This is a genomic window from Acrocarpospora sp. B8E8 (genome assembly GCF_039871605.1).
In the GTDB taxonomy this organism is placed as follows: Bacteria; Actinomycetota; Actinomycetes; order Streptosporangiales; family Streptosporangiaceae; genus Acrocarpospora; species Acrocarpospora macrocephala.
Genome location: NZ_JBDPLV010000018.1, coordinates 76,419 through 99,644, shown reverse-complemented (window position 1 = coordinate 99,644; position 23,226 = coordinate 76,419). Strand labels below are relative to the sequence as shown.

Annotated in this window: 28 protein-coding genes; 9 read left to right on the top strand and 19 right to left on the bottom strand. The window is 69.0% G+C overall.

Translation table 11 applies throughout. The features are described 5' to 3' along the window. The first annotated feature begins 43 nt into the window (after positions 1-43). The gene (locus tag ABGB08_RS19610; RefSeq protein WP_347592237.1) at positions 44-706 is read left to right on the top strand and encodes a TetR/AcrR family transcriptional regulator; all 663 of its coding nucleotides are present in this window, start codon (positions 44-46) and stop codon (positions 704-706) included. Here ABGB08_RS19610 and ABGB08_RS19605 read toward each other — a convergent pair. The 12 genes from ABGB08_RS19605 to ABGB08_RS19550 form a co-directional block, all read right to left on the bottom strand. Next, a complete protein-coding gene (locus ABGB08_RS19605; protein ID WP_347592235.1) occupies positions 699-1,898 on the bottom strand; it encodes an insulinase family protein in 1,200 nt (399 codons plus the stop codon). The two genes, ABGB08_RS19610 and ABGB08_RS19605, sit on opposite strands and share 8 nt — an antisense overlap. Then, positions 1,895-3,151 (bottom strand): pitrilysin family protein, encoded by a 1,257-nt coding sequence (locus tag ABGB08_RS19600; RefSeq protein ID WP_347592233.1) that lies wholly within the window; start codon positions 3,149-3,151, stop codon positions 1,895-1,897. The genes ABGB08_RS19605 and ABGB08_RS19600 overlap by 4 nt, the downstream gene beginning before the upstream one ends. Then, on the bottom strand, positions 3,148-4,098 hold the full coding sequence (locus ABGB08_RS19595) for a hypothetical protein (protein ID WP_347592231.1): 951 nt from the start codon (positions 4,096-4,098) through the stop codon (positions 3,148-3,150). Before ABGB08_RS19595 ends, ABGB08_RS19600 begins: the two co-directional genes overlap by 4 nt. Beyond that, positions 4,095-4,694: a flavoprotein gene (locus ABGB08_RS19590; RefSeq protein WP_347592229.1), complete on the bottom strand. Its 600-nt coding sequence runs from the start codon at positions 4,692-4,694 to the stop codon at positions 4,095-4,097. The genes ABGB08_RS19595 and ABGB08_RS19590 overlap by 4 nt, the downstream gene beginning before the upstream one ends. Further along, complete coding sequence (locus tag ABGB08_RS19585) at positions 4,687-5,643, bottom strand: LLM class flavin-dependent oxidoreductase (RefSeq protein ID WP_347592227.1); 957 nt, start codon at positions 5,641-5,643, stop codon at positions 4,687-4,689. Before ABGB08_RS19585 ends, ABGB08_RS19590 begins: the two co-directional genes overlap by 8 nt. A 79-nt stretch (positions 5,644-5,722) precedes the next feature. Then, complete coding sequence (locus tag ABGB08_RS19580; RefSeq protein ID WP_155358790.1) at positions 5,723-5,875, bottom strand: LxmA leader domain family RiPP; 153 nt, start codon at positions 5,873-5,875, stop codon at positions 5,723-5,725. A gap of 43 nt (positions 5,876-5,918) precedes the next feature. After that, a complete protein-coding gene (locus ABGB08_RS19575; RefSeq protein ID WP_347592225.1) occupies positions 5,919-6,077 on the bottom strand; it encodes an LxmA leader domain family RiPP in 159 nt (52 codons plus the stop codon). Positions 6,078-6,163: 86 nt separating this feature from the next. After that, the gene (locus tag ABGB08_RS19570) at positions 6,164-6,319 is read right to left on the bottom strand and encodes a hypothetical protein (RefSeq protein WP_347592223.1); all 156 of its coding nucleotides are present in this window, start codon (positions 6,317-6,319) and stop codon (positions 6,164-6,166) included. Between the two features lie 26 nt (positions 6,320-6,345). Then, positions 6,346-6,492: a hypothetical protein gene (locus tag ABGB08_RS19565; RefSeq protein ID WP_347592221.1), complete on the bottom strand. Its 147-nt coding sequence runs from the start codon at positions 6,490-6,492 to the stop codon at positions 6,346-6,348. Next, positions 6,474-7,466: a T3SS effector HopA1 family protein gene (locus ABGB08_RS19560; RefSeq protein WP_347592219.1), complete on the bottom strand. Its 993-nt coding sequence runs from the start codon at positions 7,464-7,466 to the stop codon at positions 6,474-6,476. The genes ABGB08_RS19565 and ABGB08_RS19560 overlap by 19 nt, the downstream gene beginning before the upstream one ends. Before the next feature lie 2 nt (positions 7,467-7,468). Further along, positions 7,469-8,539 (bottom strand): class V lanthionine synthetase subunit LxmK, encoded by a 1,071-nt coding sequence (gene lxmK / locus ABGB08_RS19555; RefSeq protein WP_347592217.1) that lies wholly within the window; start codon positions 8,537-8,539, stop codon positions 7,469-7,471. A gap of 317 nt (positions 8,540-8,856) precedes the next feature. Continuing rightward, on the bottom strand, positions 8,857-9,714 hold the full coding sequence (locus ABGB08_RS19550) for a hypothetical protein (protein ID WP_347592215.1): 858 nt from the start codon (positions 9,712-9,714) through the stop codon (positions 8,857-8,859). Between the two features lie 410 nt (positions 9,715-10,124). Between ABGB08_RS19550 and ABGB08_RS19545 the strand changes: the two genes are divergently transcribed. Further along, positions 10,125-10,565, top strand: a complete 441-nt coding sequence (locus ABGB08_RS19545) for a MarR family transcriptional regulator (protein WP_347592213.1) — start codon at positions 10,125-10,127, stop codon at positions 10,563-10,565. Then, positions 10,562-10,954: a hypothetical protein gene (locus ABGB08_RS19540; RefSeq protein ID WP_347592211.1), complete on the top strand. Its 393-nt coding sequence runs from the start codon at positions 10,562-10,564 to the stop codon at positions 10,952-10,954. The genes ABGB08_RS19545 and ABGB08_RS19540 overlap by 4 nt, the downstream gene beginning before the upstream one ends. A 436-nt stretch (positions 10,955-11,390) precedes the next feature. Here ABGB08_RS19540 and ABGB08_RS19535 read toward each other — a convergent pair whose 3' ends face one another. Beyond that, positions 11,391-11,972 (bottom strand): hypothetical protein, encoded by a 582-nt coding sequence (locus ABGB08_RS19535; protein WP_347592209.1) that lies wholly within the window; start codon positions 11,970-11,972, stop codon positions 11,391-11,393. Between ABGB08_RS19535 and ABGB08_RS19530 the strand changes: the two genes are divergently transcribed. Further along, positions 11,973-12,317 carry a hypothetical protein gene (locus ABGB08_RS19530; RefSeq protein ID WP_347592207.1) on the top strand — a complete coding sequence of 115 codons (345 nt, stop codon included), beginning with the start codon at positions 11,973-11,975 and terminating at the stop codon, positions 12,315-12,317. Between the two features lie 61 nt (positions 12,318-12,378). Further along, positions 12,379-12,924, top strand: coding sequence for an RNA 2'-phosphotransferase (locus ABGB08_RS19525; RefSeq protein ID WP_347592205.1), 546 nt, complete (start codon positions 12,379-12,381; stop codon positions 12,922-12,924). Positions 12,925-12,929: 5 nt separating this feature from the next. Here the strand turns inward: ABGB08_RS19525 and ABGB08_RS19520 are convergent, their stop codons facing one another. Next, complete coding sequence (locus ABGB08_RS19520) at positions 12,930-13,562, bottom strand: alpha-ketoglutarate-dependent dioxygenase AlkB (protein WP_347592203.1); 633 nt, start codon at positions 13,560-13,562, stop codon at positions 12,930-12,932. Between the two features lie 129 nt (positions 13,563-13,691). Here ABGB08_RS19520 and ABGB08_RS19515 point away from each other — a divergent pair, with 129 nt between their 5' ends. Then, positions 13,692-14,411 carry a hypothetical protein gene (locus tag ABGB08_RS19515; protein WP_347592201.1) on the top strand — a complete coding sequence of 240 codons (720 nt, stop codon included), beginning with the start codon at positions 13,692-13,694 and terminating at the stop codon, positions 14,409-14,411. 243 nt (positions 14,412-14,654) lie between these two features. On the opposite strand, the gene ABGB08_RS19510 is transcribed toward ABGB08_RS19515, so the two are convergent. Together ABGB08_RS19510 and ABGB08_RS19505 are read right to left on the bottom strand one after the other, a co-directional pair. Further along, on the bottom strand, positions 14,655-16,067 hold the full coding sequence (locus ABGB08_RS19510; protein WP_347592199.1) for an ATP-binding protein: 1,413 nt from the start codon (positions 16,065-16,067) through the stop codon (positions 14,655-14,657). After that, positions 16,064-17,722, bottom strand: a complete 1,659-nt coding sequence (locus ABGB08_RS19505; RefSeq protein ID WP_347592197.1) for an FAD-dependent oxidoreductase — start codon at positions 17,720-17,722, stop codon at positions 16,064-16,066. Before ABGB08_RS19505 ends, ABGB08_RS19510 begins: the two co-directional genes overlap by 4 nt. Positions 17,723-17,841: 119 nt before the next feature. Here ABGB08_RS19505 and ABGB08_RS19500 point away from each other — a divergent pair, with 119 nt between their 5' ends. Beyond that, positions 17,842-19,020, top strand: coding sequence for a thioredoxin domain-containing protein (locus tag ABGB08_RS19500; protein ID WP_347592195.1), 1,179 nt, complete (start codon positions 17,842-17,844; stop codon positions 19,018-19,020). 37 nt (positions 19,021-19,057) lie between these two features. After that, on the top strand, positions 19,058-19,912 hold the full coding sequence (locus tag ABGB08_RS19495) for an alpha/beta hydrolase (RefSeq protein ID WP_347592193.1): 855 nt from the start codon (positions 19,058-19,060) through the stop codon (positions 19,910-19,912). Between the two features lie 120 nt (positions 19,913-20,032). Here ABGB08_RS19495 and ABGB08_RS19490 read toward each other — a convergent pair whose 3' ends face one another. Continuing rightward, positions 20,033-20,857, bottom strand: a complete 825-nt coding sequence (locus tag ABGB08_RS19490; RefSeq protein WP_347592191.1) for a helix-turn-helix domain-containing protein — start codon at positions 20,855-20,857, stop codon at positions 20,033-20,035. Between the two features lie 3 nt (positions 20,858-20,860). Next, positions 20,861-21,232, bottom strand: coding sequence for a roadblock/LC7 domain-containing protein (locus ABGB08_RS19485; RefSeq protein ID WP_347592189.1), 372 nt, complete (start codon positions 21,230-21,232; stop codon positions 20,861-20,863). A 207-nt stretch (positions 21,233-21,439) separates the two neighbouring features. On the opposite strand from ABGB08_RS19485, the gene ABGB08_RS19480 reads away from it, so the two are divergent. Then, the gene (locus tag ABGB08_RS19480; protein WP_347592187.1) at positions 21,440-21,937 is read left to right on the top strand and encodes a DUF523 domain-containing protein; all 498 of its coding nucleotides are present in this window, start codon (positions 21,440-21,442) and stop codon (positions 21,935-21,937) included. On the opposite strand, the gene ABGB08_RS19475 is transcribed toward ABGB08_RS19480, so the two are convergent. Next, on the bottom strand, positions 21,934-23,160 hold the full coding sequence (locus ABGB08_RS19475; protein ID WP_347592185.1) for a DUF4032 domain-containing protein: 1,227 nt from the start codon (positions 23,158-23,160) through the stop codon (positions 21,934-21,936). The genes ABGB08_RS19480 and ABGB08_RS19475 overlap by 4 nt on opposite strands. Positions 23,161-23,226 lie beyond the last annotated feature (66 nt).

The window sequence follows — 23,226 nt, the reverse complement described above, 5'->3', positions numbered from 1 at the left end:
CGCTACAGTACTAAGTACGAACGAGCCATCGTCCGGGAGTGGGATGTTGAAACCAGTCAGCGAAGGGCAACGCGTTCCGCTCAGCCGGGAGCGGGTGTTGCGCGGCGCCGTCGCGGTCGCCGACGCGGTGGGGATCGGATCGCTGACGATCCGCTCGCTCGCCCAGGAACTCGGCGTCAAGCCGATGTCGGTCTACCACTACGTCGCCAACAAGGACGAGATCCTCGACGGCATCGTCGATCTCGTCTTCGGCGAGATCGAACCACCGTCGGCCGGCGGTGACTGGCGATCGGAACTGCGTCGCAGCGCGACCTCGGCTCGCCAGGTGTTCAGGCGCCACCCCTGGGCGATCGCGCTCTCGCAGTCGCGAACCAACCCAGGCCCCGCGACGCTGCGACACCACAACGCGGTCATCGGCACCCTGCGCGGGGCGGGCTTCTCGGTGGAGATGACCGCCCACGCCTACGCCCTGCTCGACAGCTACGTGTACGGATTCGCGCTATCGGAGGCTTCGCTGCCCATCAACGGCCCGCAGCCTGTCGCCGAAGTCGCCGAATCGATGAGCCGGCAGGTCTCCGCCGAGGAGTACCCCCACCTCGCCGAGTTCGCGATCGAGCACATCCTCAAGCCCGGTTACGACTTCGGCGACGAGTTCGAGTTCGGGCTCGGCGTGATCCTCGACGCCCTGACAAGATCGATCAGTTGAGGATCGGATGGGTGACCGACTCGGGGTCTGCGGCGATAACCCCGGCGAAGCGTTCGGGAGTCAGGAATTCCTCGGCCGCTGCCACCACCGCCTCCGGGGTCACCGCCGCCAGTTTGCGGGAGAAGTCCAGCAGGAAGAGCGGATCGATCGCCTTGGCCGTCAGGTCCGCGAGCGCTGTGGCGAACGCGGCGCGCGGAGCCAGGCGGGTCGCTGTGGACCCCATCGCGAAGGCCCGGGCGGCTTGGATCTCATCCCCGGTGGGGGGATGCGTGCGCATTCGGCGGAGCTCGTCGGCCACTGCCGCTAAGGCGGGATTGGTGGTCGCGACCGCGGTGTCGGCCTCGATGGCCAGGAATCCGCTGCCGGGGTGGAGGTCGAACATGGAGGTAATACCGTATACGTACCCTTTGTCTTCGCGCAGGTTTCGCGACAGCCGGGAGGAGACGTAACCGCCGAGCACGTTGCAGGCGAGGAAGAGCGCCGGGTAACGATCGTCATCCGGCGTCAGGGCCTGCGCGCGCAAGCGGATACGGGACTGCGGTGCGCCCGGACGTGGCAGCAGCGCGAGCCGTCCGCCCTCGATCGCGGGGAGCGGCGGCAGCGGGGGCACGCTTCGCGCGGCCGGGCGCCATCCGCCCAGCGCCTTCTCCGCGGCGTCCGCCATCTGCTCAGGGTCCGCCGAGGTGAGAAGCACCAGGACGGCTCCGCGAGGATCGAACGTCCGCCTCAGTTCCGTGACGCTCGCCAGTTCGGCTTCCGCCGGCAGCAAGAAGGTCGCCGGATGGTCGCCGAACAGGTGCTGGGCCAGCTCGACCCTGACCGCGATGTCGGGATGAGCCCTGACCATCCTGAACTGGGCGATCAGCTGCCCGCGCGCCACCTCCAGGTCGATGGGCGCGCCTTCCACCACCTGCGCCAGCGCCGCCATGAGCGATTCCAGGTCGGCCATCGAACTGGAGGCGCTGACGGAGATCCTGTGGATGTCGGCCATCGCGCTCAACTCCACGCCGTCGTACGCGTCCTGCAGCTGGGCCAGGGACGCCGCCAGCAGCGTGGACTCGGCGAGATCGAGTCGGGTCGGGCAGGGTGCGGGCAGGTGCAGGCGCACTTCGGCCAAGGGGGTGATGCCATGCCGCAGAGCGAGCAGGCGCAGCCCGTTCGGCAAGGTGCGGTCGGCGATCGGGTTGCTCATGGTTTCTCCTGGGGGACGACTCTGAGAAGCGCGCCCGACTGCGCGCGCAGACTGCGGGCCGCCGCGGTCACATCGGCCGCGGTCACCTCCGCGCATAGGCCGGGCAGCCGCCCGGCCAGGCCCGGATCGCCGAACAGCAGCTCGAAGCGCCCCAGCATGCGCACCCGGTTGGCGGGCTCGTCCATCGACCGGTGATGGGCGTTGATCCAGGTGGTACGGCGCCGCCGCAACTCCTCCTCGGTCGGCTCGAGCGACTCCAGTTCAGCGTCCACGGCGGCCAGCACCTGCTCGGTCGACAGCGCCTTCGGGTGAACCGCGGTGAGGATCCACATGTCGGGATCACGAGCGTCAAGGAAGTCGAACAGCCCGACGCGTGTCGAGAACGTGATGATCTGCCCCGTCTCCCGCCGCAGCCGTTCCCGCAGCCGGGGCCGGTTGCCCCCGGTCAGCACGCCCGCGAGCGCGGACAGCGCGAAGTGGGCACCTGGATCCTCTGCCGCGTTCGGCACCCGGTGGCCGAGGGCGAACCCGGGCAGCGGCGCCATCGGGTCCGTGTATTCGGCCTCCACCTGTTCCGCCGGCTCGGGCTCCCACCAGGAGCCGAGTACGGGGACGGGCCGTGCCGGAATCTTTCCGAATGTGCGCTCGACGACCTCCAGCACCGCGCCGGTGTCGACGTCGCCCGTGATCGTCACCACGGCGTTGGCCGGGCTGTAGTGGCGGTCGAAGAAGTCCAGGCAGTCGTCCAGGGTGACATGCTGAAGGGAGGCGTAGTCGCCGTACCCGTCGTGCGCGTTGGCGAAGTCGCGGAAGAGCACGGGCGACAGCCGGGGCCAGGGGAAGCCGCCATAGGGCTTGCGGATCTTGCCCAGAATCTCTTCCTTGACGACCGAGGTCTGGGCCTTGATGGCCCGTTCGGTGATCTTCGGAGCGCGCATGCGACCGGCCTCCAGCTCGATCACCCGCGCCACGGCCTCGGCGGGCACGACGGTGTAGAAGTCGGTGTAGTCCTGCCGGGTGGAGGCGTTGCAGAAGCCCCCGATGCTCTCCACCTGCTGGAAGTGGTCCTGTTCTTCGCCCTGGAACATCAGGTGCTCGAACAGATGGGCCAGCCCCGACCTGTCCTCGGCCTCCGCGCGAAAGCCGATGCCGTAGTGGACGGCGACACCCGCCACCGGCGCGGAGTGGTCCTCCTCAATGACCACGCGCAGCCCGTTGTTCAAGCTCACCCGCATGATTTCGGCGGTTTTCACCGATAACTCACCTTGCCCAAAGAAGAGGTCGTTAACTGTCCGCTGTCCGCCGCGTCGATCACGTCGGCGAGAACGTTCAGGTAACCCACCAAGATCTCGTGCCACTGCATGTAAGCGGCGAAGTCATGCGTGTGGGTCAGGAATCGTACGGCGGCCACCCTCCCCACCTCAGCCAGGTCGAGCGGGGCAGCGTAACCGTCCAGCAGGCAGCCGATGAGCGCGTCGTAGTCCACGTGACGGAGCGGACCGTGCCCCAGTTTCCGGCCGGCGTCGCGGAACTCCACCAGCTCGCCGACGAGCCAACCCACATCGAACTCTGGCGCGCCCGCGCTGATGTCCTCCCCGATCAGCAGGGCTCCGTCCCGGCCGGGGGTCGCGGGCAGGAGAATGCCGTGGCCGGGAGCGCCGTGCAGCAACACGTGCCGGCTCTGCGGCAGCGGCGCGCACCACGCCTCAGCGGCGGTCATCCGGGCCTGGCCCAGGATTTCGACCGCGCGACGGTGCAGGTCCGCCGCCGCCCCGGGCCCCTGCCCGCCGCGCAGCCAGGCGAGCAACCGCTGCGGGCCCTCCGGGGCAGGCAGGTCGGCCAACGGCAACGGCTTGGCGTGCAGCAGGGCCAGCGTCAGGCCGGTCGCCGTCAGCGTGTCCGCGGCGTCCCGCTCCAGGTCGAACCCGCTCTCCCCGAGGCCGAGGAACGCGGACGCGATCGGGCGCGCCTGCCCGGTCCGGTACGTCACGCCGCCGCCCTCTCGCCGCGATGGCACGGTCAACCCGACCCGGCCCTTCGGCACCTCCAGAACGGTGGCGAGCACGGCGGGATCCGGTGTGCGCATCCGGGTGGTACGGGCGGGCCCGGGACGCCGGGTCCACAAATAGTCCCCGTCGCCGGACTCGACGATCGCGGTGAGCATGTATCCCGTCGCGTAGGACGCTACGACCTTGCTCATCTGACCTCCTTCTCGCGGATATCGCGCAGCTCCTCCAGCCGCTCGACCAGGATCGGGAGCGGAGGAGCCACCGACGCGTTCTGCTCTCGGGTATGGATGCTCAGGCCGGGGATGGGATCGACGAGCACCACGTTGGGCCGGGCCTTGATCGCCGCCCGGCTCTGCTGGTAAGCGTGAGATTGATCGGCCCCCGGCGGCAGGTTCGGCGCGATGCCGATCAGCGCCGTGGTGCACTGGAGCGCCAGCAGCATGGGCGTGTCGGCGAGACCTCCCGCGAACCGGCTCAGGAAGTTGTAGGTAGCCGGGTAGACCAGCACGGTGTCCGGCCAGGAGGCGTAGTCCACGTGCGGGGAGCCCGGCTCCGGGCTGTCCGGCCAGTCGTCGAGCTGCACATCCCTGTTGAGTAGGGCGGTGAGCGAATGCCGGGTCACGAACCGTTCCGCGCTTCTGGTCACCACGACCCGGATGTCCAGGTGCGGGTAGCAGAGCCGCAGCCAGTTCAGCCAGTACGGCATGAAGGTGGCGCCAAGAGACCCGGTGATCAGGATAAGCAGCCGCTCGGCGCGGAACGCCGGGGCGATGAGGTTCTCATTCATCGGCGTCCGCCATCGCGGTGAGGATCTGCTCGGCGTCCGCCGCCGCGGCTTTGAGCCCTTCGGTCAGGCCGACTCCGACGGTGTTGAGAATGATCTCGTCCACGCCCGCATCGCGGTAGTCGCGCAGCCGTCGCACGACCTCCTCCGGTGTGCCGTACACATACACCCCGGCCTCTACCAGGGCTTTGGCGCCGGCGCGCGGGTCGGCCGGGTCGGCGGGCACGCCGGCGCGGCGGAGCATGTCGGTGTAGTGGGGTGTGGTGAGATGCCGTCCAGCCCCGTTGTGCGCGAGTTTGACCGGGTCACGGCTGGGGTGGGCCAGCGCCACGTGCACGACGGTCGCGACGCGGGGCACCGACGCACGGCCCGTCGCGCCTTCGGCCAGGGCGGGAATCAGCGTGTCCCTGACGTAGCCGGGCGGCGTCATCCAGGTGACGGCCACATCCGCGACGCGGCCCGCCGCCCGCGCCATGCGGGGGCGCAGCACGCCCAGGCCCACCTCGACGGGCGCGTGCTTCATCTTGGGCAGCCCGCCGCGGGCCTCGCCGTCATGACCGGAGATCACTCCGTTGAGCATGTCGCGCACCGTCTGGGCGTACCCGGCCGCGGCCGTCGCCGGTTTCCGGTACGGCGTGCCGCGCAGCGACTGCACCAATTCCGGCGTGGCGGCGCCGTACCCGGCGACCACCGGCCGGCCGGTGAGCAGGGCCAGGCTGCGCGCTTGGGCAGCGGCTTCCATCGGATGGCGCAGCGGCATCAGGGTCACGCTCAGCCCGGTCGGCACTTTGATGCCGCGGCCCACCAGGTAGGCGATCATCTGGTGGGACTCGACCGCGAAGGACTGTCCCAGCCAGAGCCGGCCGGCCAGCCCGTTCATGACCAGCTCGCCGAACGGAATCACCTGATCGGGATATGTGGGTTGGATGGGGAACAGCAGTGCGGGTGGCATCGGATTCTCCAAGATCTGACATCGGTGCGATGCCACGGGCCGCCCGAGCCGGCCCGTGGCACCGCGGCACATCAGGACATCAGCAGCCGAGGACGACGGTGAAGCTGATGAAGCTGATGGTGGTAACGGTGGTGAGAGGAGTCGCCTCCGGGGACTCGATCTCGTTGGCCGTCGCGACCTCGGCGAGCGAGGTGTAGGCGTCGGCGCCTTCCATCAGGTGTTCGGCGGACATGTGTTTTCCTTTCGATTTTCTTGGGTGATGAGATTTCCGCGGGTCAGCAGCCCATAGCCGCGGTGGCCGTGACGCTGACGCCGATAGAGAACGAGATGATGAGGGCGGGAGTCGCCTCAGGGCTTTCCATTTCGGCGGCGACCGCGACCTCGGCGAGCGAGGTGTAGTTGTCGGCGCCTTCCATTAGCAGTTCGACAGGCATGTATTCCTTTCGGATCGGGTGATGGGATTTCTCGAGATCAGCAGGCGAGCGATCTTCGCGATGTAGCCGGCTGATCTCCGTTGTCGTCAGCAGCCGGCAATGATCGTGACGCTGACGAAGCTGACGGGGGTGAAGCTGATGAGAGGAGTCACCTGCGGGGACTCGATCTCGGTGGTGGCGGTCGCGACCTCGGCGAGCGAGGTGTAGGCGTCGGCGCCCTCGAACAGGAGTTCAGCGGTCATGGAGTTCCTCGTGTCGAGATCCGGGCTCAGCAGCCGCCCTCGATGGTCAGCGTGCAGAGCGACCAGATCCAGGTCGTGTCGGCCAGCAGCTCAAGGGCGTCGGCGTCGGACGCCGCGATCTCCGTCAGCGAGGTGTAGGCGTCGGCCCCTTCGATCAGGAGGTCGGTGGGCATGAATTCACCTCCTCTTCGCCTGCTTTCGGGTTACGGACCCGTTCGGGACCGGAGATCTCGAACGGGAGCGGCGGCGAGTCGGCGTTCCGGTAAAGAGCGTCGGGCTCGATACCAGCGGCACGCAGCGCCACGGTGACCTCTTCGTCCCGGTCTCCGCCCTGTCTGGCATACGCCAGCAGTCCGGCGGCGATGGCGTGCGAACGGTGCTCGCCGAAACTCAGGCCGCGCATTCCCGGCCGGTCGTCCTGCGGCTCCCAGGCCCAGCCGATCCCGGGGCCGACCTCGGCGACGTAGGCGGACGCATCCCCCCGCAGCCCACCGGCCGCGGCCGCCGCCTCCGCGATGTCCGGTACGGCATGCCAGGCACGTGACCCCAGATAGACCACGATGGAGTCGCGCCGCGGATAGAGATCGCGGGCGGAGAGCACCTTGGCCCGATAGGGAACGCGGAGCCTCTCCAGCCGGGTGAGCACCGCACCCCACAACTCGGGGGCCGCGTCGGCGGTCTCGGCTCCGACGTAGAGCCGCACGTGTGCGCTCGGCCGCATGTCGGCGCCCGCGGAGCCGTTGACCAGCAGGAACCCGGGCGAGACCCTTGGCAGGACAGCCGGCAGGTTGACCCATCGCGCCGGTCCCGCGGGCGTGTCAACCTCGGCGCCCAATTGCGGTTCGGGGATCCGTACGCGTACACCGCTCAGCTGGACGACATCGGAGGCGCCGGGCGCCACCGGCGCCAGGACGGAGGAGAGCGGGTGCGGAACCATGACGCGCAGTTCCCGCTCGAAGGCGGAGTCACGGATCGACTTGGGACGAGGCCCTGCCGCGGGCGCGCGCCCGGCGTGGAACACGTCGTACAGCGCGCCCGCCAGCGCGGATCGCAGCGCTTTGGGGCTGTCGGCGGTGACCTCACGGTCGTCCACCGTGGCGGAGGTGCGGTCGGGGCCGATCTGGACGCGGTCGAGTGACAGTTTCACCGTCAGCCTCCGATGCCCAGCGTGGCCGTGAAATCGGCGGCATTGATCAGGACCTTGCGTCCGACACCCGCCGCCGCGCGCTCCAGCGGTGTCAGCCGCGCGCGCTCGTACCCGGCGGCGAGGAGCCGGTCGAACATGTGCCAGCCGGCGAAGGCCGCCGCCCGGGTCGCCAGGTCCCGGTCGGCACGGGCCGCCGGTCTGGCCTCCAGATAGCCCGACCAGAACGCCTCGATGTTCGGCCGCAGCATCTCGAAGCGGCGTGCGCCGTTGGCCACGACCTCCCGATCGCTGACCGTTTCCTCATGGCCGGCCATACCGAGCACGCCGCGGTAGAGCCATTCGCCGACGAAAGCGCCCACGTCCCGGGCGGCGTCGGCCCGCCTGGCCTCTTCCCAGTCGACCAGGTGGAGCTTGCCGTGGTGGTGCAGGAACTGATCGAGCCGCAGGTCGCCGTGGACCAGGACGGGCGCGCTGTCCTTCTCCCACGCGGAGAGCTTTCTGATCATCTCGACGACCACGGGATCGTTGTGCAGGATCGCCCATGCCTCCAGCTCCGCGCCGCTCGCGACCGCGTACGCCTCCAGCGGGAGCGCGACCAGGGCCTTGAGCGGGGGAAGCGGCGGCTCCGAGGTGTCCTCGGCCACGGCCTGCGGGACCTGGAGGGTGTGGAGCGTTCCCACCTGGAATCCCGCGGAGTGGGCGAGTTCCCAGGTGAAGCCGTCGCCACCGAGGTCGGATCCGCTCTGGGCGTGCTGCAGCAGGGCGAAGGCCACCAGGCCGGACTCCTCATCTGCGCCCAGGAATCGGGGAGCGTTGACGACCGGGTGCGTGTTGAGCAGTTCGCCCATCGCCTTGATCCGGTCCACCCTCGGGCGGACCGTGCTCGGCTCGCCGCCGACCCGCTTGACGAAGACGGGGAATCCCGTACTGGTCACACCGGCCCAGCTGTCGTTGCGGCCGCGGAACGCGGAGATCTCGTCCTGGCGTAAGGCGCCCAGATCGAGCCTGGTGAGGAACTCGGTGACCTCGGGAGCCTGGTCCAGCGGGACCGGGCTGATCTTCACGACGGACATGTGCCCACCCCGAGCGGCGACTCGTGTCGCCAGTATGACCGGCGTCGACAAGGCTGCGCGGGAGCCCCCGCTGCCCCGTGTCTTATGCGCATGATTCCGTCTCCCGTGAGCGAACGACCCGTGGATGCGACCAACTTCGCCGAGTGGCGGCGAAGACCTTTCGCTCCGAGCGTGACTCGTCCGTCTTGGGCATCACTTGTGCGTGACTGGCCGTGCGTTGGCGTGTCACTGGCGTGCTGGCTGCACGCGAGGAAGCCCGATTCAAGCAACCAGAGTTGACTAATCTGAAACTGGTCGGCTGAGGTTGCTCGCCTGGCCTACCTGCGCGACAAGCCGCCTGGGCAGCGGGCCTGTACGGCGATGCCGGTCAGGTCGGCGGAATCGCTCACCGGCTGCGCGACGAGCGTGGCTGTGCGCCCGTCGCACAGGGCTACCTCCACCACAGCCGCCCGGCCCTGCGCGATCAGCCTTACGGCGGCGTCTTCCAGGGCGAGCCGATCGCGGTGGCACAGGTCCCGGGGCATGGAGCCCGGTACGGCGCTTGCGGCTCTGGCCTCCCGCGCCCCGCGAAGCCTCCTCCACAGGGCCCGCTCGCGTTCGGTGCTGAGCTCGAGCAGCCGCTGCTCGACGGCGTCGGCTGATCGCCGGGCTACGGCCATCATCTGCGCGTTCGCCCTCTCGCGCGTGGCGGCGACGCACACGACCCCTTCCACGCGCCCGCTGAGGGGATGGCACACCCGTGCGCCCACGGCGGTGAACCTGCGCAGCGGTTCCCAGGGGTGCTCGTTGCCCGCGACCTGGCATGTTCGCCGTTCCATCAGCGTGGAGCCGGCGGCGTTGGTGCCTATGTTCGACTCGGCGAAGCTGAAGCCGGGAACGGCGAGGATGGCGTTCGATCCGCTGCACATCGACGCGTCGCCCACGACACGGAGGAGCTGTACTCCGGACGCATCGCACAGGAACACGTCCGACGGAGTGTCGGCAACGGTGGTCTGGAGCCGGTCGAGCACGGGCCGGGCCGCGCGTACCAGGGTGTTGTCGTAGTCCACGTCGTCGATCAGGCGCGGTAGGAAGGTGCCGGGGGTGAGCCCGGCGTCCTGACAACGCCGCCATGAGTGCAGGATCGGAGCACGTATTGCCTCTCCCGCGGGATGCCCGCTCAGGATCCGCTCCACGGTCTCGCCTGTGGGCCATCCCTGGTCATCCCAGATATCCGCGAGTGAACTCACTCCTCCGGCCTCTCGTTCTTTCGCATCCAATACGCACCGCACAAACGCCTAATATTTTCAACTACTTTAATCAGCTACTTTAATCCACATCAAATTCTCATTTTATTGATAAATCAACAAAAATTGGGCAAACCGAAAATGTGGGCATGTTGCCTCGGAAAGTGCTGGAACAAGCTGTAACGGGCGACTGACCGTGCCGCGGGGCCCGGACGGCCGGTCCGGCCCCGTGGTTCCTCCCCGTAATCCCCGTTTCGGCGGGCCGCAGGAGCCAAGTCGGCGCCTGGTACGAGCCGCAGCGGGTCCGGCGCGTGATCGTCCACTTGTCTAAGCTGGCTTAGTTAAGCTAGCTTAACTACATGTCGACCAGTGACCCTCCAGAGCTTGCCCGCGATCTACGCCTGGCCGTCGGCCGACTGGCCCGGCGGCTGCGGCGGATGTATGTCGACACCGGCGAGGGACTCAGCTTTCTCGAACTCGCCGTCCTGCACCGCCTCGACGTGTCCGGGCCGACGTCCCCGGGAGCCCTGGCCGGCGACGAAGGGGTCACCGGAGCCGCTGTCGCCGCGACGCTGACCCACCTGGAAGGCCAGCAACTGGTCAGCCGGTCGAGAGCACCCGACGACGGCCGGCGGGTGGTCGTGACCATCACCGCCGCCGGCCAGCGCACGCTGCGCCACCGCGAAGCCGCCAGCCTCGGCCGCATCGAGGAGGTGCTGCGAGACCGGCTCGACGCCGCCGACCTTGCCCAGCTCGCGGCAGCCGTACCCCTGCTAGAGAAGGTAGCGACCGAACTATGATCACCTCTGCGTGGAGTCCGCTCGACCCCGACATCGAGGCCTTCATCGAGGACTACGACCGCCGCAACGCCGAGCAGGGCACCGAGGCCACGGCACTGTTCGCGCCGAACTTCCTCGCCCTGGACCCAGCCCACGCGATCGCCCTCACCCCCGCCATGCTGGCGGCCGCGCTACCGGCCCGGCGTGACATGTTCGCCGCCGCCGGAGTCGGCGCCATCCACCGCGCCGACGCCCGCCAGCTGCGCCTCGACGACCAGCACACCCTGGTGAGCATCGACTGGACCGCCGAACGCGCCGACCGGGACCCCTGCGCCTCGAATCGACTTTCCTGGTACGCCGCGACTCGGGCGCCCTGCGCATCGTCGTCTACCTCAACCACCACGACGTGACAGCTCTCCTCTCCGCCGGTGCATAGCGCCTATATGACAACGGCGAGCGGCGGCGAAATCCGATCGCGCCGGCGTCTCCATCCGGTTACCGTCGAGATCGACTTCGGGAGGTAGCCATGTACTACGACGAGATGTCCTTTTGAGCCGATCAGCAAGCGCCGCCGGGGGTTCCCTCCAGCGAGACGCACGTCAAGCGCGGCGACCGCAGCGTCGGCGTCGACACTGAACTGATCGAGAAACTCGGCGGCAACGACCCGTGCCCCTGCGGCTCCGGGCGGCGGTTTCCGCCGATGTTGCCGGTCCACCGGCCGCTTCGACGACAGCCTCGGCCACTACTACGTCCGCGACCGCTGACGGGGACGGTCACCTCGGCGGCCTGCTCCGGCCGGACGGAGCAGGCCACAGCCCGATGGCGCACCCGCCCAGCATCATTCCGTCACGGTGTGTACATAGGGAGCGGGCGGAGGAGCGGAGTGAGGACCTTCTGGGCGTGTTCCAGGGTGATGAAGTCCTCTGCGGGGATGGGGATGATCTCGGCGATGTCGAGGTGTTCGTAGATGTGTTCGCCGAGCATTCGGGCCCGGTCGTCGAACGGCCAGTACATGGAGATCCAGGACTTCTTGATGTACGTGGCGTCCGGGGAGGACACCTCCACGCCCTGGTCGGCGAGGGCGGCGCCGGTCAGGTACCAGTTGAACTGGCATTCGGTCCAGTAGCCGTAGTCGTTGACCACCTGGGTGACGTCGGTGGCCGCGAGCATCACGCCGTGCTGGGACTCGTAGAAGGCGCTGACCTCCTCGGTGCCGCGCAGGGTGATGCTCAGGCCGTTGATGTTCATGTAGTAGAGGGGGTTCTCGGCCATCATGTCCTCGGCGAAGAGTTCGTCGCCGCGTCCGGTGAGTTCAAGCAGGTAGTGGCGGCGGACGACTTCGGCGATCTGGCGATGCCGGGGGTTGCCGCTCGTGGCGATGAATTCGTCGAGTTCGCGGGGAACGTTGGTGATGTCGAGCTTGGCCATGTGATGCCTCCGTTGGGGGATCTGTTCCGCGCGGGGTGGCGTTACCGGCCCCAGGTCGCCGAAGTCGGCCTGGCCGGGCCGGATTCAGGGTCGTCGATGACGCTGCTCTTGCCCGGCGACGTGCGCGTGGGGGAGATCGTGCGGATGCTGCGCCGCAACGAGCTCATCGCCGCCGACCTGGCCGACTACTGCCATCCGGACGGCCGCCACCGCAACGGCGTGGTCATCGGGTACGGCCACCTCGACGACATGACGCTCCGCCGGGCGATGCGGCTCATCACCCGCACCCTCGACGATCACGGCTTGGCCCGGCGCACCCACCGTTACCGGAGAACCGTCGCTTGAAACCCGATGGCGCCCGGGGGTGGATTCGGCCACGATAGATCGCGAAGGGATGTGACGAGCGGTGACGGACGAACGGCGGCTGGTACAGGTCTCCAAATACCTGTCCAAACACCTGCGGCACCAGCCCGAGCGGATCGGGATCACGCTGGACGCCAACGGCTGGGTGCCGGTGCCGGAGCTGCTGGCGGCGGCCGGGGCGCACGGCTTCCCGATCTCGCGGGACGAACTGGCCGACGCGGTCGCGGGCAACGACAAGCAGCGTTTCGCGATCGAGGGCGACCGGATCCGGGCCAGCCAGGGCCATTCGGTTGAGGTGGACCTCGGCCTGCCCGAGGTCGAGCCGCCCGGGTTCCTGTTCCACGGGACGGTCGCGGCGAGCGTGCCGGGGATCCAGGCGGACGGGCTGCGGCCGATGCGCCGCCGGCACGTGCACCTGTCGCCGGATCGGGAGACCGCCACCCGGGTCGGGGCGCGGCGCGGCCGTCCGGTCATCCTGTCGGTTGATTCCGGGGCGATGCACGCGGCGGGCCATGTCTTCTATCGCAGCGCCAACGGCGTCTGGCTGACCGCGCATGTGCCGCCGCCGTTCATCCGTTTCCCCGGCTGATCAGGTCAGCGTACGCCCCTGGGGCGGAACTGGATGCTGATGCGCGGGCCCATCGCGCGCGCGGACTTGGGCACGGCGTGTTCCCAGGTGCGCTGGCAGCTGCCGCCCATCACCAGGAGGTCGCCGTGGCCGAGGTCGTGGCGGAGGGTGGGGCCGCCTCCGCCGCGCGGGCGGAGCAGCAGGCTGCGGGGGGCGCCGATCGAGATGATGGCGACCATCGTGTCCTCGGTCCTGCCCCGGCCGATGCGGTCGCCGTGCCAGGCGACGCTATCGCGGCCGTCGCGGTAGAGGCACAGGCCCGCAGTGCGGAAGGGCTCGCCTAGCTCGGCCGCGTAGTGGGCGTTGAGCAGGGCTTTCGCCTCGTCGAGCGCCGGGTCGGGGAGGATGTCTTCTTCGCCGTAGAAGCTCATCAGGCGTGGGACGTCGACCATGTGGTCATACATCTGGCGTCGTTCTGCGTGCCAGGGCACGGTGTCGGCCAGGCGGCGGAACAGGGTGTCGGCGCCGGTCATCCAGGCGGGGCGGATGTCGATCCAGGCGCCGTGGGCGAGCGGGGTCCTGCGGACGGTGCCGCCGAGCGGTCCCGGGCCGACCTCGTCGCCCCAGTCGAGCAAGGACCCTTGGAAGAGTGTCTCCATGTCTCGACTGTACAAACAGATGTTCGATTTCGTCATATTAGGGCTGGCTTATATAGAGGCGGGCCGGCATCCCGAACAGGATCGGAACCTCGCGGGCGCGGGCGGTGTAGAACAGCCGGAGGTGCGAAGATGAGACGATTTTTCGTGTTTTTCGGGTCTATGGTGATCGTGGCCGCGATGGCCGTTCCCGCGTACGCGGGCGGATGGGCGGTCACCGAACTGGACCCGCTGCCCGATCGGATCGAGGCCGGCCAGGCCTACACGGTCGGCTACTGGGTGCTCCAGCACGGCACCCACCCCTTCGAGGGCTCAGAGAAACAACTGGGCGAAACCGGCCTGCGCCTGACCGACGAGAAGGGCACCGTCCTCACGTTCACCGGCTCCCGCCTACCCGAACCCGCCCACTACGCGGTAGCCGTCAAGATCCCTCAAGGCACCTGGCGCGTCCAGGGCATCCAGGGCTTCTTCATGGAACACGAGGTCGGCACCCTGACCGTCCCCGGCACCCTGACCCTCGCCCAGCCGGAGTTCCCCGTCACCGGCGGCACGCAGGTAAAGGATTACTGGGGCGAAATCAAACCCCCAGGCTTCCCCTGGAAGGGCGAGGTCACCGGCCAATCCCAGGCGGTGGCAGCCCAGCCGTCCCCACAGGTGACGAATGCGGCGCTTACCCAACCAAAGGAGGAAGCAGCAACAACGCCCGTCTACCTTCTGGCGCTAGTCGCCCTGCTCTCCATCGCGGGCACCCTCGTCGTCCAGCGACTCCGGCCACGCCGACGCCCCCCTCTCGAAGAACCCGACCCCGCCCTCGAAGACATCGTGGTCATCGGCGGAACCAAGCACCCATAACCGCCGACCCACCAGGTTCCTCGCCGTTATCCGGCGCCGTTTACGCAGGCGTCAGTTCTCGCCGCACCGGCGCCAAGAGAGGCCCCGAGGCGGGACCACCACAGGGTCGGGGAGAGGTCTCCGCACCGAGCCATGGGTCGGGGGCCACCCACACGTCCGAGAGGCGTCTCGCCGCACCGTGCCAGGAGGGCCTGGCGGCTGGTTTCGCTGGCACGGTTGTGCCGGTTCTCGTCGTGAGGAGATTCAGTCCTCGAAGGGGAGGAAGACGCGGAAGCGGGTGTCGCCGGGGGTGGAGTCGACGCGGATGTCGCCGTGGTGTTTTTTGACGACTATCCGGTAGGAGATGTCCAGGCCGAGGCCGGTGCCCTCGCCGACGGGCTTGGTGGTGAAGAAGGGTTCGAAGATTCTGGGGCGGATGGTGGGCGGGATGCCGGGGCCGGTGTCGGCGATCTCGACGATCAGGTTCTTGGCCTCGCGGGTGGTCCGGATGGTCAGCGTGCCCGTCTCGCCCATCGCGCTGATGGCGTTGTCGATGAGGTTCGTCCAGACCTGGTTGAGTTCGGCGGCGTAGGCGGGAATCGGCGGGAGGTCGCGGTCGTATTCCTTGACCGTGCGGATGCCCTGCGGGATCTTGGCCTGCAGCATGGTCAGAGTCGCGTTGAGCAGGTCGTGCACGTCGACCGTCTGGTGCGGGGCCCGGTCCAGCTGGGAGTACTGCTTGGCGGCGGCGACCAGGCCGGAGATGCGGGAGACCGCGTCGTCGATCTCGCCCATCAGCAGTTCGGTGTCGATGGTGTAGGTGAGCCAGCGGATCGCCGGTTCCAGGTTCTCCGGGCCGATCGCGCCGGTCACCTGCTCCAGCCACTCGGCGTCGACGCCTCCGGCGACCAGCGTCGGCGCGATGTCCCACCCGGCGGTCACGTCATGATCGTCCAGCCAGTCGGCCAGCGCCTCCTCGGCGTCGGAGGTCGCCAGCGCGGACAGGTGCGGCGCGCTGGCCGCGCGTTTCACGGCGGCTTCCTGGAGTTCGACCAGTTTGTGCAGGCGGGTTCCGTCCAGGCGGCCGTCGGCGATCATCGCGAGCTTGGTGCGCATGCCGGTGACCCGCTCGCGCAGCACCGCGGTGGCCCGCACCGCCGCCGCGGCCGGATTGTTCAGCTCGTGGGTGAGCCCGGCCGACAGCGACCCGAGCGCGATCAGCCGCTCCCGCTCGCCGACGATGGTCTGGCTGGCCCGCATGCCGAAGAACAGCCCCTCCAGCAGGTGCATGGCCATCGGGAACCACTCCCGGGTCCAGCCCCCGAACAGGTCGGCGGGGATCTCCAGCACCGCGACGTCGCTGATCGCGTGCACCGTGTTCATGTAGATCTGGTCGACCTGCTCGCCGAGATAGGCCTGGGTCGCCCCGCCGTACACGCCGCGCTGTTCGGTTCTGGTGACCTCCACCTCATCGCCGTGGATCAGCCGGGTGAGCGTGATCACCCCGCTGAGCAGCACGATGAAACACGTCGCCGGTTCGCCCTCGCGGTAGACCGTCTGCCCGGCCGGATACCGCACCACCCGCCCGTGCTCAGCCAGCAGCCCGAGCTGGTGTTCGTCGAGCTTCTCGAAGAGGAACAGCGTCCGCAGTTCCGCCGGGGTCAGCAACTCGCTCACTGCGCCTCCAGATAGCGGTGGATGAGCGACACGGCCATCGCTCCCTCGCCCACGGCGGAGGCCACCCGCTTGACCGAAGCGGCGCGCACGTCCCCGGCCGCGAAGACCCCCGGCATGCTGCTTTCCAGATGGTACGGATCACGCGGCAACGTCCACCCCGGCGGACGTTTACCCTCGCAGAGCAGGTCCGGCCCGGTCAGCACGAAACCGAGCCGGTCCCGCAGCACCGCGTCGTCCAGCCAGCCCGTCCTGGGCTCGGCCCCGATGAAGATGAACAACCAGGACGTGTCCACGTCCCGAGTCTCCCCGGATCGCGGATCGCGCACGGTCAGCCGCTCCAGATGCTCGTCCCCGTGCGCCTCGGCCACCTCGCTGTGCGGCCAGACCGTGATGTTGCCGATGGCCTCGATCTGCTGGATCAGGTAGCTGGACATGGAATGCCGCAGGTCGGCGCCTCTGATCAGCATGTGCACGCGGGAGGCGTACCGCGCGAAGTGCACCGCCGCCTGGCCAGCGGAGTTGGCCCCGCCGACGATGTAGACGTCCTGCTCGAAGCAGCTCGGGGCCTCGGTCGAGGCGGAACCGTAGAAGACGCCGCGGCCGGTCAGCTCGTCCAGGCCTGGCGCGTCGAGCATGCGGTAGGAGACGCCGGTGGCCAGCACGACCGCGTGGGCGGCGATCGAGGTGCCGTCGCCGAAACGCAGCAGCCGGCTGGTGCCGCCGGACTCCAGGCCGATGGCCTCCCGCGTGGTCAGCAGCTCGGCCCCGAACCGCAGCGCCTGCCGCCTGGCCCGGTCGGTCAGCTGCGCGCCCGAGACGCCGTCGGGGAAACCGAGGTAGTTCTCGATCCTGCTGCTCTGCCCGGCCTGCCCGCCGGTGGCGCGCTGCTCGACCAGGACCGTACGCAATCCCTCGGACGCGCCGTACACGGCCGCGCCCAGACCGGCGGGACCCGCGCCGACCACGACCAGGTCGTAGAACTCCAGCGACGGGGTGGTGGTGAGGCCGACGTGCACCGCCAGATCGGCTTCGTTGGGCGCGGCCAGCGTCTTGCCGTCCGAGGTCAGCACCAGCGGCACGTCGTCGGCGGTGAGCCCGGCCGCGGCCAGCAGCCGCCCGCCCTCCGGCTCGTCGGCCAGCAGCCACCGGTACGGCACCAGGTTCCGCGCCAGGAAGTCCCGCACCGCGAACGACGGCGCCGACCAGCGATGCCCGACCACCCGGACCTCCGAGGCGGGCGGCTCGGGGCTGGCCCGCCAGGCGTCCAGCATCGAGTCCACCACCGGGTAAAGCTTCTCCTCGGGCGGGTTCCACGGCTTGAGCAGGTAGTGGTCGACGTCGACCAGGTTGATGGCGTCGATGGCCGCGTCGGTGTCCGCGTACGCGGTGAGCAGCACGCGCCGGGCCAGCGGGAACAGATCCATGGCCGATTCCAGGAACTGGATCCCGTTCATGTGCGGCATGCGGTAGTCGGCCAGCAGGACCGCCACCTGCTCGCCGCGCAGCTTGATCTCCCGGAGCGCTTCAAGTGCGTTGTCGCCCGAGTCGGCGCGGACCACCCGATAGCGGTCGCCGTACCGGCGGCGCAGGTCCCGGGAGACGGCTCGGGAGACAGCCGGATCGTCATCGACCGTGAGGATCGCGGGGTTCGGCATACCCCCACGGTATAGCCACTCGCTGGAAAGAGGACAGCTCAGGCCGCTCCGGCGAACCAACGGATAAATCATCTTGCCTGGCGTTTGTCCTGGTCATCGACCTGGGCATCCAACCGATCATGGGGAAACTTCGTGGCACTGGTATAGACAGAACTGTCCGTTTTCCGGATGAATGCCTTCCGGGCGTCATCCGCTATCTGATCCTCGACGACCTGCCCGCCGATCAGCTCTCGGGTGAGTTCGACCCGATCGGCACGGTGGACGTGCCGGGGCACGTCGAGATCACGTACGTGGCCGACGGCCCCGCGCGGCTGGCCGAGGTGCCGGACATGGACGGCCTCGACCTGGACAACGTACGCGATGAGGACCTGCGGATCGTGGCCCGCATGGAAGGGTTGCGCGACCTCAGCCTGAGCGGGGACTTCACCGACGACGGCCTGGTCGCGCTGCGGTCGCTGCGCCGCCTGGAGACGCTCAACCTGCGCTCCGACCGGATGACCGGCGACATCGCCTTCCCCGATTCGCCGCTGCTCACGGTCAGGTTGCGCGGGCGGGCCCTCAGCGACCAGGTGTTCTGGCGGGTCGCCGAACTCCCGCTCGCGGTGCTGGCCGTGACCGGGGACGGGATCACCGGGTCCGGCCTGGGGGCGCTGGTGACGCCGCCGGACCTGGGCTACCTGCGGCTCGGCGGGCTGCGGCTCGATCCGGGCCAGCTGCGGCGGCTGGGCCGCACCCGCAGCCTGCGGGTGCTGTCGCTGGCCGGCGCCGTGGACGCGGACGCCGTGCTCAGCCTCGCCCCGCCGCTGTGCGAGATCGACCTGGACCGGGTGCCGAGGGCCGCGTGCGCCCGCTTCCTGTTCGCCGGTCTCGCCGTCAACGGCCTGTACGCCGCCCCGGAACACGCCGACGCGTACGCCAGGATGCTGGCCGACTACGACCCAGGCCCGCTCACCGCGCCGCAGCGCCCCCTGATCACCCAGCCCCACGAGCTGCACGCGCTGCTCGGCGGCCCGGCGCCGGTGCTGGTCGACTTCAGCGCCCCCGACTCGCTGGCCTGCGAGCGCCTGCGGCCGGTAATCGACCGGATCCTCGCCGAATACCGAGGCGAGCTGGCCGGGGCCGCCATCGACATCGAGCAGTCGCCGAGCGCGGCCCAGTATTTCGGGGTCGAGTCGGTGCCGACCGTGCTGCTCCTGAACGGGGGTCAGGAGCTGCTGCGGCTGACCGGGTCGCCGTCTCCCACCGACGTCATCCAGCGGGTCACGGCAGTGCTGCAGAAGGAATCGGTGAGCGTATGACTTGCCCGGCATAGAAACAGAATGGAATTCTGTTGCCATGCGAACCACCGTGCACGGGATCGACATCGAGTACGAGGTCTTCGGGACCGGCCGCCCGCTGCTGCTCATCATGGGTCTGGGCATGCAGATGGTGGCCTGGGACGAGGAGTTCATCGAGCTGCTGGTGGCCGAGGGGCACCAGGTCGCGCGATTCGACAACCGGGACATCGGGCTGTCCACCCATGTCGACGGGCCGGCCGATCTGATGGCGGCGCTGGGCGGGGACGCGTCGGCGGTGCCGTACACGCTGGAGGACATGGCCGCGGACACGGCCGGGCTGATGGACACGCTGGGGTGGGCGAGCGCGCACGTGGTCGGCGTCTCGATGGGCGGGATGATCGCGCAGACGCTGGCCATCACCGCGCCGGAGCGGGTGCGCAGCCTCACCTCGATCATGTCCACGCCCGCCACCGCGCTCGCGCCCGCCACCGACGCGGCCATGGCCGCGCTGCTGGGCCCGCCCGCCAGGAACCGGGACGAGGCGATCCAGCGCGCGCTCGAGGTGTTCCAGGTGATCGGCTCGCCCGGATATCCGAGCGAGCCGGACCGGATCGCGCGCGTCGCGGGCGTCAGCTACGACCGCTGTTACGACCCGAAGGGTTCGACCCGGCAGCTCATCGCGATCACGTGCGCGCCGGACCGGACCGAGGGGCTGCGCGAGCTGAACGTGCCCGCGCTGGTCATCCACGGGGACGAGGATCCGCTGATCACCCCGCCGGGGGGCGTGGCCACCGCCGACGCCATCCCCGGCGCCAAACTCCTCACCTATCCGGGCATGGGTCACGATCTGCCCCGGCCGCTCTGGCCGGAGATCGTGGCCGCGATCACCGAGCTGACCGGGCGGGTCGGTTAGATGTCGAGCTTGTCCTCGATGGCACGCAGGCTGTGCCGGGCCATGGCCAGATTGGCCCTGGCCCGGTCCAGGGCCAGATAGAGGAACAGGCCCTTGCCGCCGTGAGCCACGGGCGCGCGATCACTGGAGGGCCTCCAGCGCGTCACGCAGCCTGATGAGCAGATTCACGTCCGTCGGGTCTCCCGTGGTCTGCGGCGTGATCGTGTGCGACTGCGCGCCCAGCCCTGGGCGCAGCCCCGACCGGTCGGTGCGGCGCGGCAGTTCGGGTTTCGGTTCGGGTTTCGTGGCGGGCTCGGGCCGTACGAGGAGATCCGCGGCGGCGAGTTCGCGGACGGCCACCAGCGTCGCGTACGCGGACAGGCCGATCTTCTTGGCCAGCTCGGCGGGGGTGCTCTCGCCGTCGGCGGCCAGCAGGATCTCCCACTGGGCCGACGACACCACCACATGTTTGGAGCCGATCCGCCGCACCGGCCGCACCGGCTTGCCGTCCAGCTCGGCCGATGGCCAGGCCCGGTCCAATCTGGCCCTCCTCCGGCGGCACTCCAGCAGCAGCGCCGGCACGTCGAAGTACCAGTACGTGCCCAGCCAGTGCCGGTCCCCGTCCTTGAACCTGAGCTTCGGCCCGGCCATGCCGAACAGGAAGAACGACGCGTCCAGGGTCGCTCCGAGCACGCAGAGCTGAAGCTCTCCTCGGGTCAGCACGCCACGCCTGACCAGCATGTCGCCGCCGTCCCCGGCCGCGGCCTGCCGGGTGGTCCTGACCCCGTTGGCGCTGATCCGCCCGGACGTGGTCAGCAACTCCTCCACGCTCGGCGTGCCCTGGCACTCCACCAGGCAGACCCGTCCCTCGTGCAGGTAGATCGTCCCGGCCCGCCCCGCCCGCAGAGCGCCCGTCGCGCCGTCGCCGGCCAGGCTGGTCAGCGTCGCCTCGATGCTGTCGCCCATGCGTCACGAGGCGATCAGCTGGCGCGAGATGCTCTGCAGCCGATGTCGTGCCAGGCCCAGATTGGCCCGGTTCAGATCAAGTTGCACGCAGATCAGCAACGGCCCGTCGACGGGCGTGTCCATCGGCCTGATCAGCTGGTACCCCTGATCGGTGGTGATGATCACGTCGTCGATCCGGACCGTTCCAGTGGGGGAGGAGAGGGCCAGGCCGGTCTGGATGGCGCGAAAGGCCTCGCTCAGCCCGCTCGCCGAGCGTTCCGGGTCGGACCTGCCCCGGGTGGCGACGGCGGTCTCGCTCGCGTGGTCCACGAGGATCGCGCCGAGCGCCCCGGGAATGGACATCGCCTCGACGAGACAGTCCTCAATTGTGATCACCCGTGACTCTCCTCCCGCCTGACAACCCGGCCAAGAGTAGAGAAATCCCGGAATATCAACTACATGGATCTATGGGACGCCTGATACCAGGCGGAAGGATTGATAATCATGAGTAAGGATTGCTCCCCCGGATAGAAGGAAAAGCATATTCGGAGGGGATTTGTGAGGATTGCTCATCTCAATGCGGGCGCCTGGGAGAATAGGACTATGCATCGGATACTGGTCAGCGCGTGCCTGCTCGGCAGCCGCGTACGCTTCGACGGCAAGGCCAAGACCAGCGAAGATGCCCTGCTCGCAGCTTGGCGCACGGAGGGCAGGCTGGTCTCGTTCTGCCCGGAGGTGGCCGGCGGCCTGCCGGTGCCCCGCCCGCCCGCCGAAATCGAACGCGGCGCGGGCGGCGACGCCGTCCTCGCAGGCACGGCCCACGTCCGGCGCGCCGACGGCACGGACGTGACCGACGAGTTCGTGGCCGGAGCCCACGCGGCGCTCGCCGCGGCCCATCGTCATGGCGTACGACTCGCCATCCTCAAAGAGGGAAGCCCCTCGTGCGGCCCGCTGAAGATCTATGACGGCACCTTCGCCGGACACGCGACCACGGGACAGGGTGTCACCGCCGCGCTGCTGACCGCCAACGGCATCCGGGTTTTCGGCGAAGACGACATCGCCGCCGCGGCAACCTATCTGGCCACTCTGGAAACCAATTAGTACAGGGTCTCCTCCAGGTCCGTGATGATGGCTTTTTCGTCGGGTTTGTGGACTAGGACGGTTTTTACGTAGGAGGCGACCGCCGCGGGGAGGCCGACGTCCTTGCCGGCGGCTTCGGACATGTACCAGCGGTGGTCGAGGACCTCGTGGAAGAGCTGGGCTTGTTCGAGTTTGCGGCGGAGAGGGGCGGGGACGGCGCTGACGACCGGGTGGAAGACCTCGGCGAGCCAGCGGTGGGCGACGATGGCCTCGTCCTCGTGGCGGAGGTCGTTGGCGGCGCGGAAGGAGTCGAGGTCGTTGAGGAGGCGGCGGGCCTGGTTCTCTTCGACGTCGAGGCCGGTGAGGCGGAGCAGGCGGCGCTGGTGGTGGCCGGCGTCGACGACCTTGGGGCGGACGATGAGGCGGCCGGTGCCGGCTTTGCGGCGGACCATCATCTCGGCGACGTCGAAGCCGAGGGAGTTGAGGCGGCGGATGCGCTGCTCGACGATGTGCCAGTCGACCTCCTCGATGATCTCGTCGGAGTTGAGCTCGCCCCAGAGGCGGTGGTAACGCTCGACGATCTGCTCGGCGAACAGGAGCGGGTCGATGGAGGGGTGGAGCAGGCCGCCGGCCTCCAGGTCGAGGAGCTCGCCGTAGATGTTGATGTGGGCGACGTCGATGTCGTGGTGGCGCTGGCCCTCGCTGATCATCGGGTGGAGTTCGCCGGTTTCGGCGTCGACGAGGTAGGCGGCGAAGGCGCCCGCGTCGCGGCGGAACAGGGTGTTGGAGAGGGAGCAGTCGCCCCAGTAGAAACCGGTCAGATGGAGCCGTACCAGCAGGACGGTGAGGGCGTCGAGCAGGCGGGTCAGGGTTTCCGGGCGGAGGGTGCCGGACAGGACGGCGCGGTAGGGCAGGGAGAACTGGAGGTGGCGGGTGATCAGCGCGGAGTCGAGGGGCTGGCCGTCGGCGTCGGTGCGGCCGGTGACGACGGCGACGGGTTCGACGGCGGGGGCGTCCAGGCGGGCCAGGTCCCACAGGAGCTTGTATTCGCGTTTGGCGTAGCGCTCGCTGATCTCCTTGATCGCGTAGACGCGGCCGGCCAGGCGGGCGAAGCGGACCACGTGCCGGGAGATGCCCCGGGGGAGGGCCACCAGGTGGTGTTCGGGCCAGTCCTCCAGCGGAATGTCCCAGGGGAGCCGGATCAGGTCGGGGTCGCTGGGGGCGCCGGTCATCTGCAGGGGCACCGAATTGCTCCTATTTAGGGCCGCGCTTACGGGAACAGTGTGACGGATGTCCGTGCGGGCGGGGAA

Excerpts from the sequence above, each read along its gene's own strand:
- ABGB08_RS19505 (WP_347592197.1), bottom strand. The coding sequence starts at position 17,722 with ATGCCGAACCCCGCGATCCTCACGGTCGATGACGATCCGGCTGTCTCC.
- ABGB08_RS19575 (WP_347592225.1), bottom strand. The coding sequence starts at position 6,077 with ATGCCTGTCGAACTGCTAATGGAAGGCGCCGACAACTACACCTCGCTC.
- ABGB08_RS19580 (WP_155358790.1), bottom strand. The coding sequence starts at position 5,875 with ATGTCCGCCGAACACCTGATGGAAGGCGCCGACGCCTACACCTCGCTC.
- ABGB08_RS19480 (WP_347592187.1), top strand. The coding sequence starts at position 21,440 with ATGCATCGGATACTGGTCAGCGCGTGCCTGCTCGGCAGCCGCGTACGC.
- ABGB08_RS19570 (WP_347592223.1), bottom strand. The coding sequence starts at position 6,319 with ATGACCGCTGAACTCCTGTTCGAGGGCGCCGACGCCTACACCTCGCTC.
- ABGB08_RS19515 (WP_347592201.1), top strand. The coding sequence starts at position 13,692 with ATGAGACGATTTTTCGTGTTTTTCGGGTCTATGGTGATCGTGGCCGCG.
- ABGB08_RS19490 (WP_347592191.1), bottom strand. The coding sequence starts at position 20,857 with ATGGGCGACAGCATCGAGGCGACGCTGACCAGCCTGGCCGGCGACGGC.
- ABGB08_RS19590 (WP_347592229.1), bottom strand. The coding sequence starts at position 4,694 with ATGAATGAGAACCTCATCGCCCCGGCGTTCCGCGCCGAGCGGCTGCTT.
- ABGB08_RS19605 (WP_347592235.1), bottom strand. The coding sequence starts at position 1,898 with ATGAGCAACCCGATCGCCGACCGCACCTTGCCGAACGGGCTGCGCCTG.
- ABGB08_RS19500 (WP_347592195.1), top strand. The coding sequence starts at position 17,842 with ATGGGGAAACTTCGTGGCACTGGTATAGACAGAACTGTCCGTTTTCCG.
- ABGB08_RS19545 (WP_347592213.1), top strand. The coding sequence starts at position 10,125 with ATGTCGACCAGTGACCCTCCAGAGCTTGCCCGCGATCTACGCCTGGCC.
- lxmK (WP_347592217.1), bottom strand. The coding sequence starts at position 8,539 with ATGTCCGTCGTGAAGATCAGCCCGGTCCCGCTGGACCAGGCTCCCGAG.
- ABGB08_RS19565 (WP_347592221.1), bottom strand. The coding sequence starts at position 6,492 with ATGCCCACCGACCTCCTGATCGAAGGGGCCGACGCCTACACCTCGCTG.
- ABGB08_RS19585 (WP_347592227.1), bottom strand. The coding sequence starts at position 5,643 with ATGCCACCCGCACTGCTGTTCCCCATCCAACCCACATATCCCGATCAG.
- ABGB08_RS19540 (WP_347592211.1), top strand. The coding sequence starts at position 10,562 with ATGATCACCTCTGCGTGGAGTCCGCTCGACCCCGACATCGAGGCCTTC.
- ABGB08_RS19495 (WP_347592193.1), top strand. The coding sequence starts at position 19,058 with ATGCGAACCACCGTGCACGGGATCGACATCGAGTACGAGGTCTTCGGG.
- ABGB08_RS19520 (WP_347592203.1), bottom strand. The coding sequence starts at position 13,562 with ATGGAGACACTCTTCCAAGGGTCCTTGCTCGACTGGGGCGACGAGGTC.
- ABGB08_RS19535 (WP_347592209.1), bottom strand. The coding sequence starts at position 11,972 with ATGGCCAAGCTCGACATCACCAACGTTCCCCGCGAACTCGACGAATTC.
- ABGB08_RS19610 (WP_347592237.1), top strand. The coding sequence starts at position 44 with ATGTTGAAACCAGTCAGCGAAGGGCAACGCGTTCCGCTCAGCCGGGAG.
- ABGB08_RS19595 (WP_347592231.1), bottom strand. The coding sequence starts at position 4,098 with ATGAGCAAGGTCGTAGCGTCCTACGCGACGGGATACATGCTCACCGCG.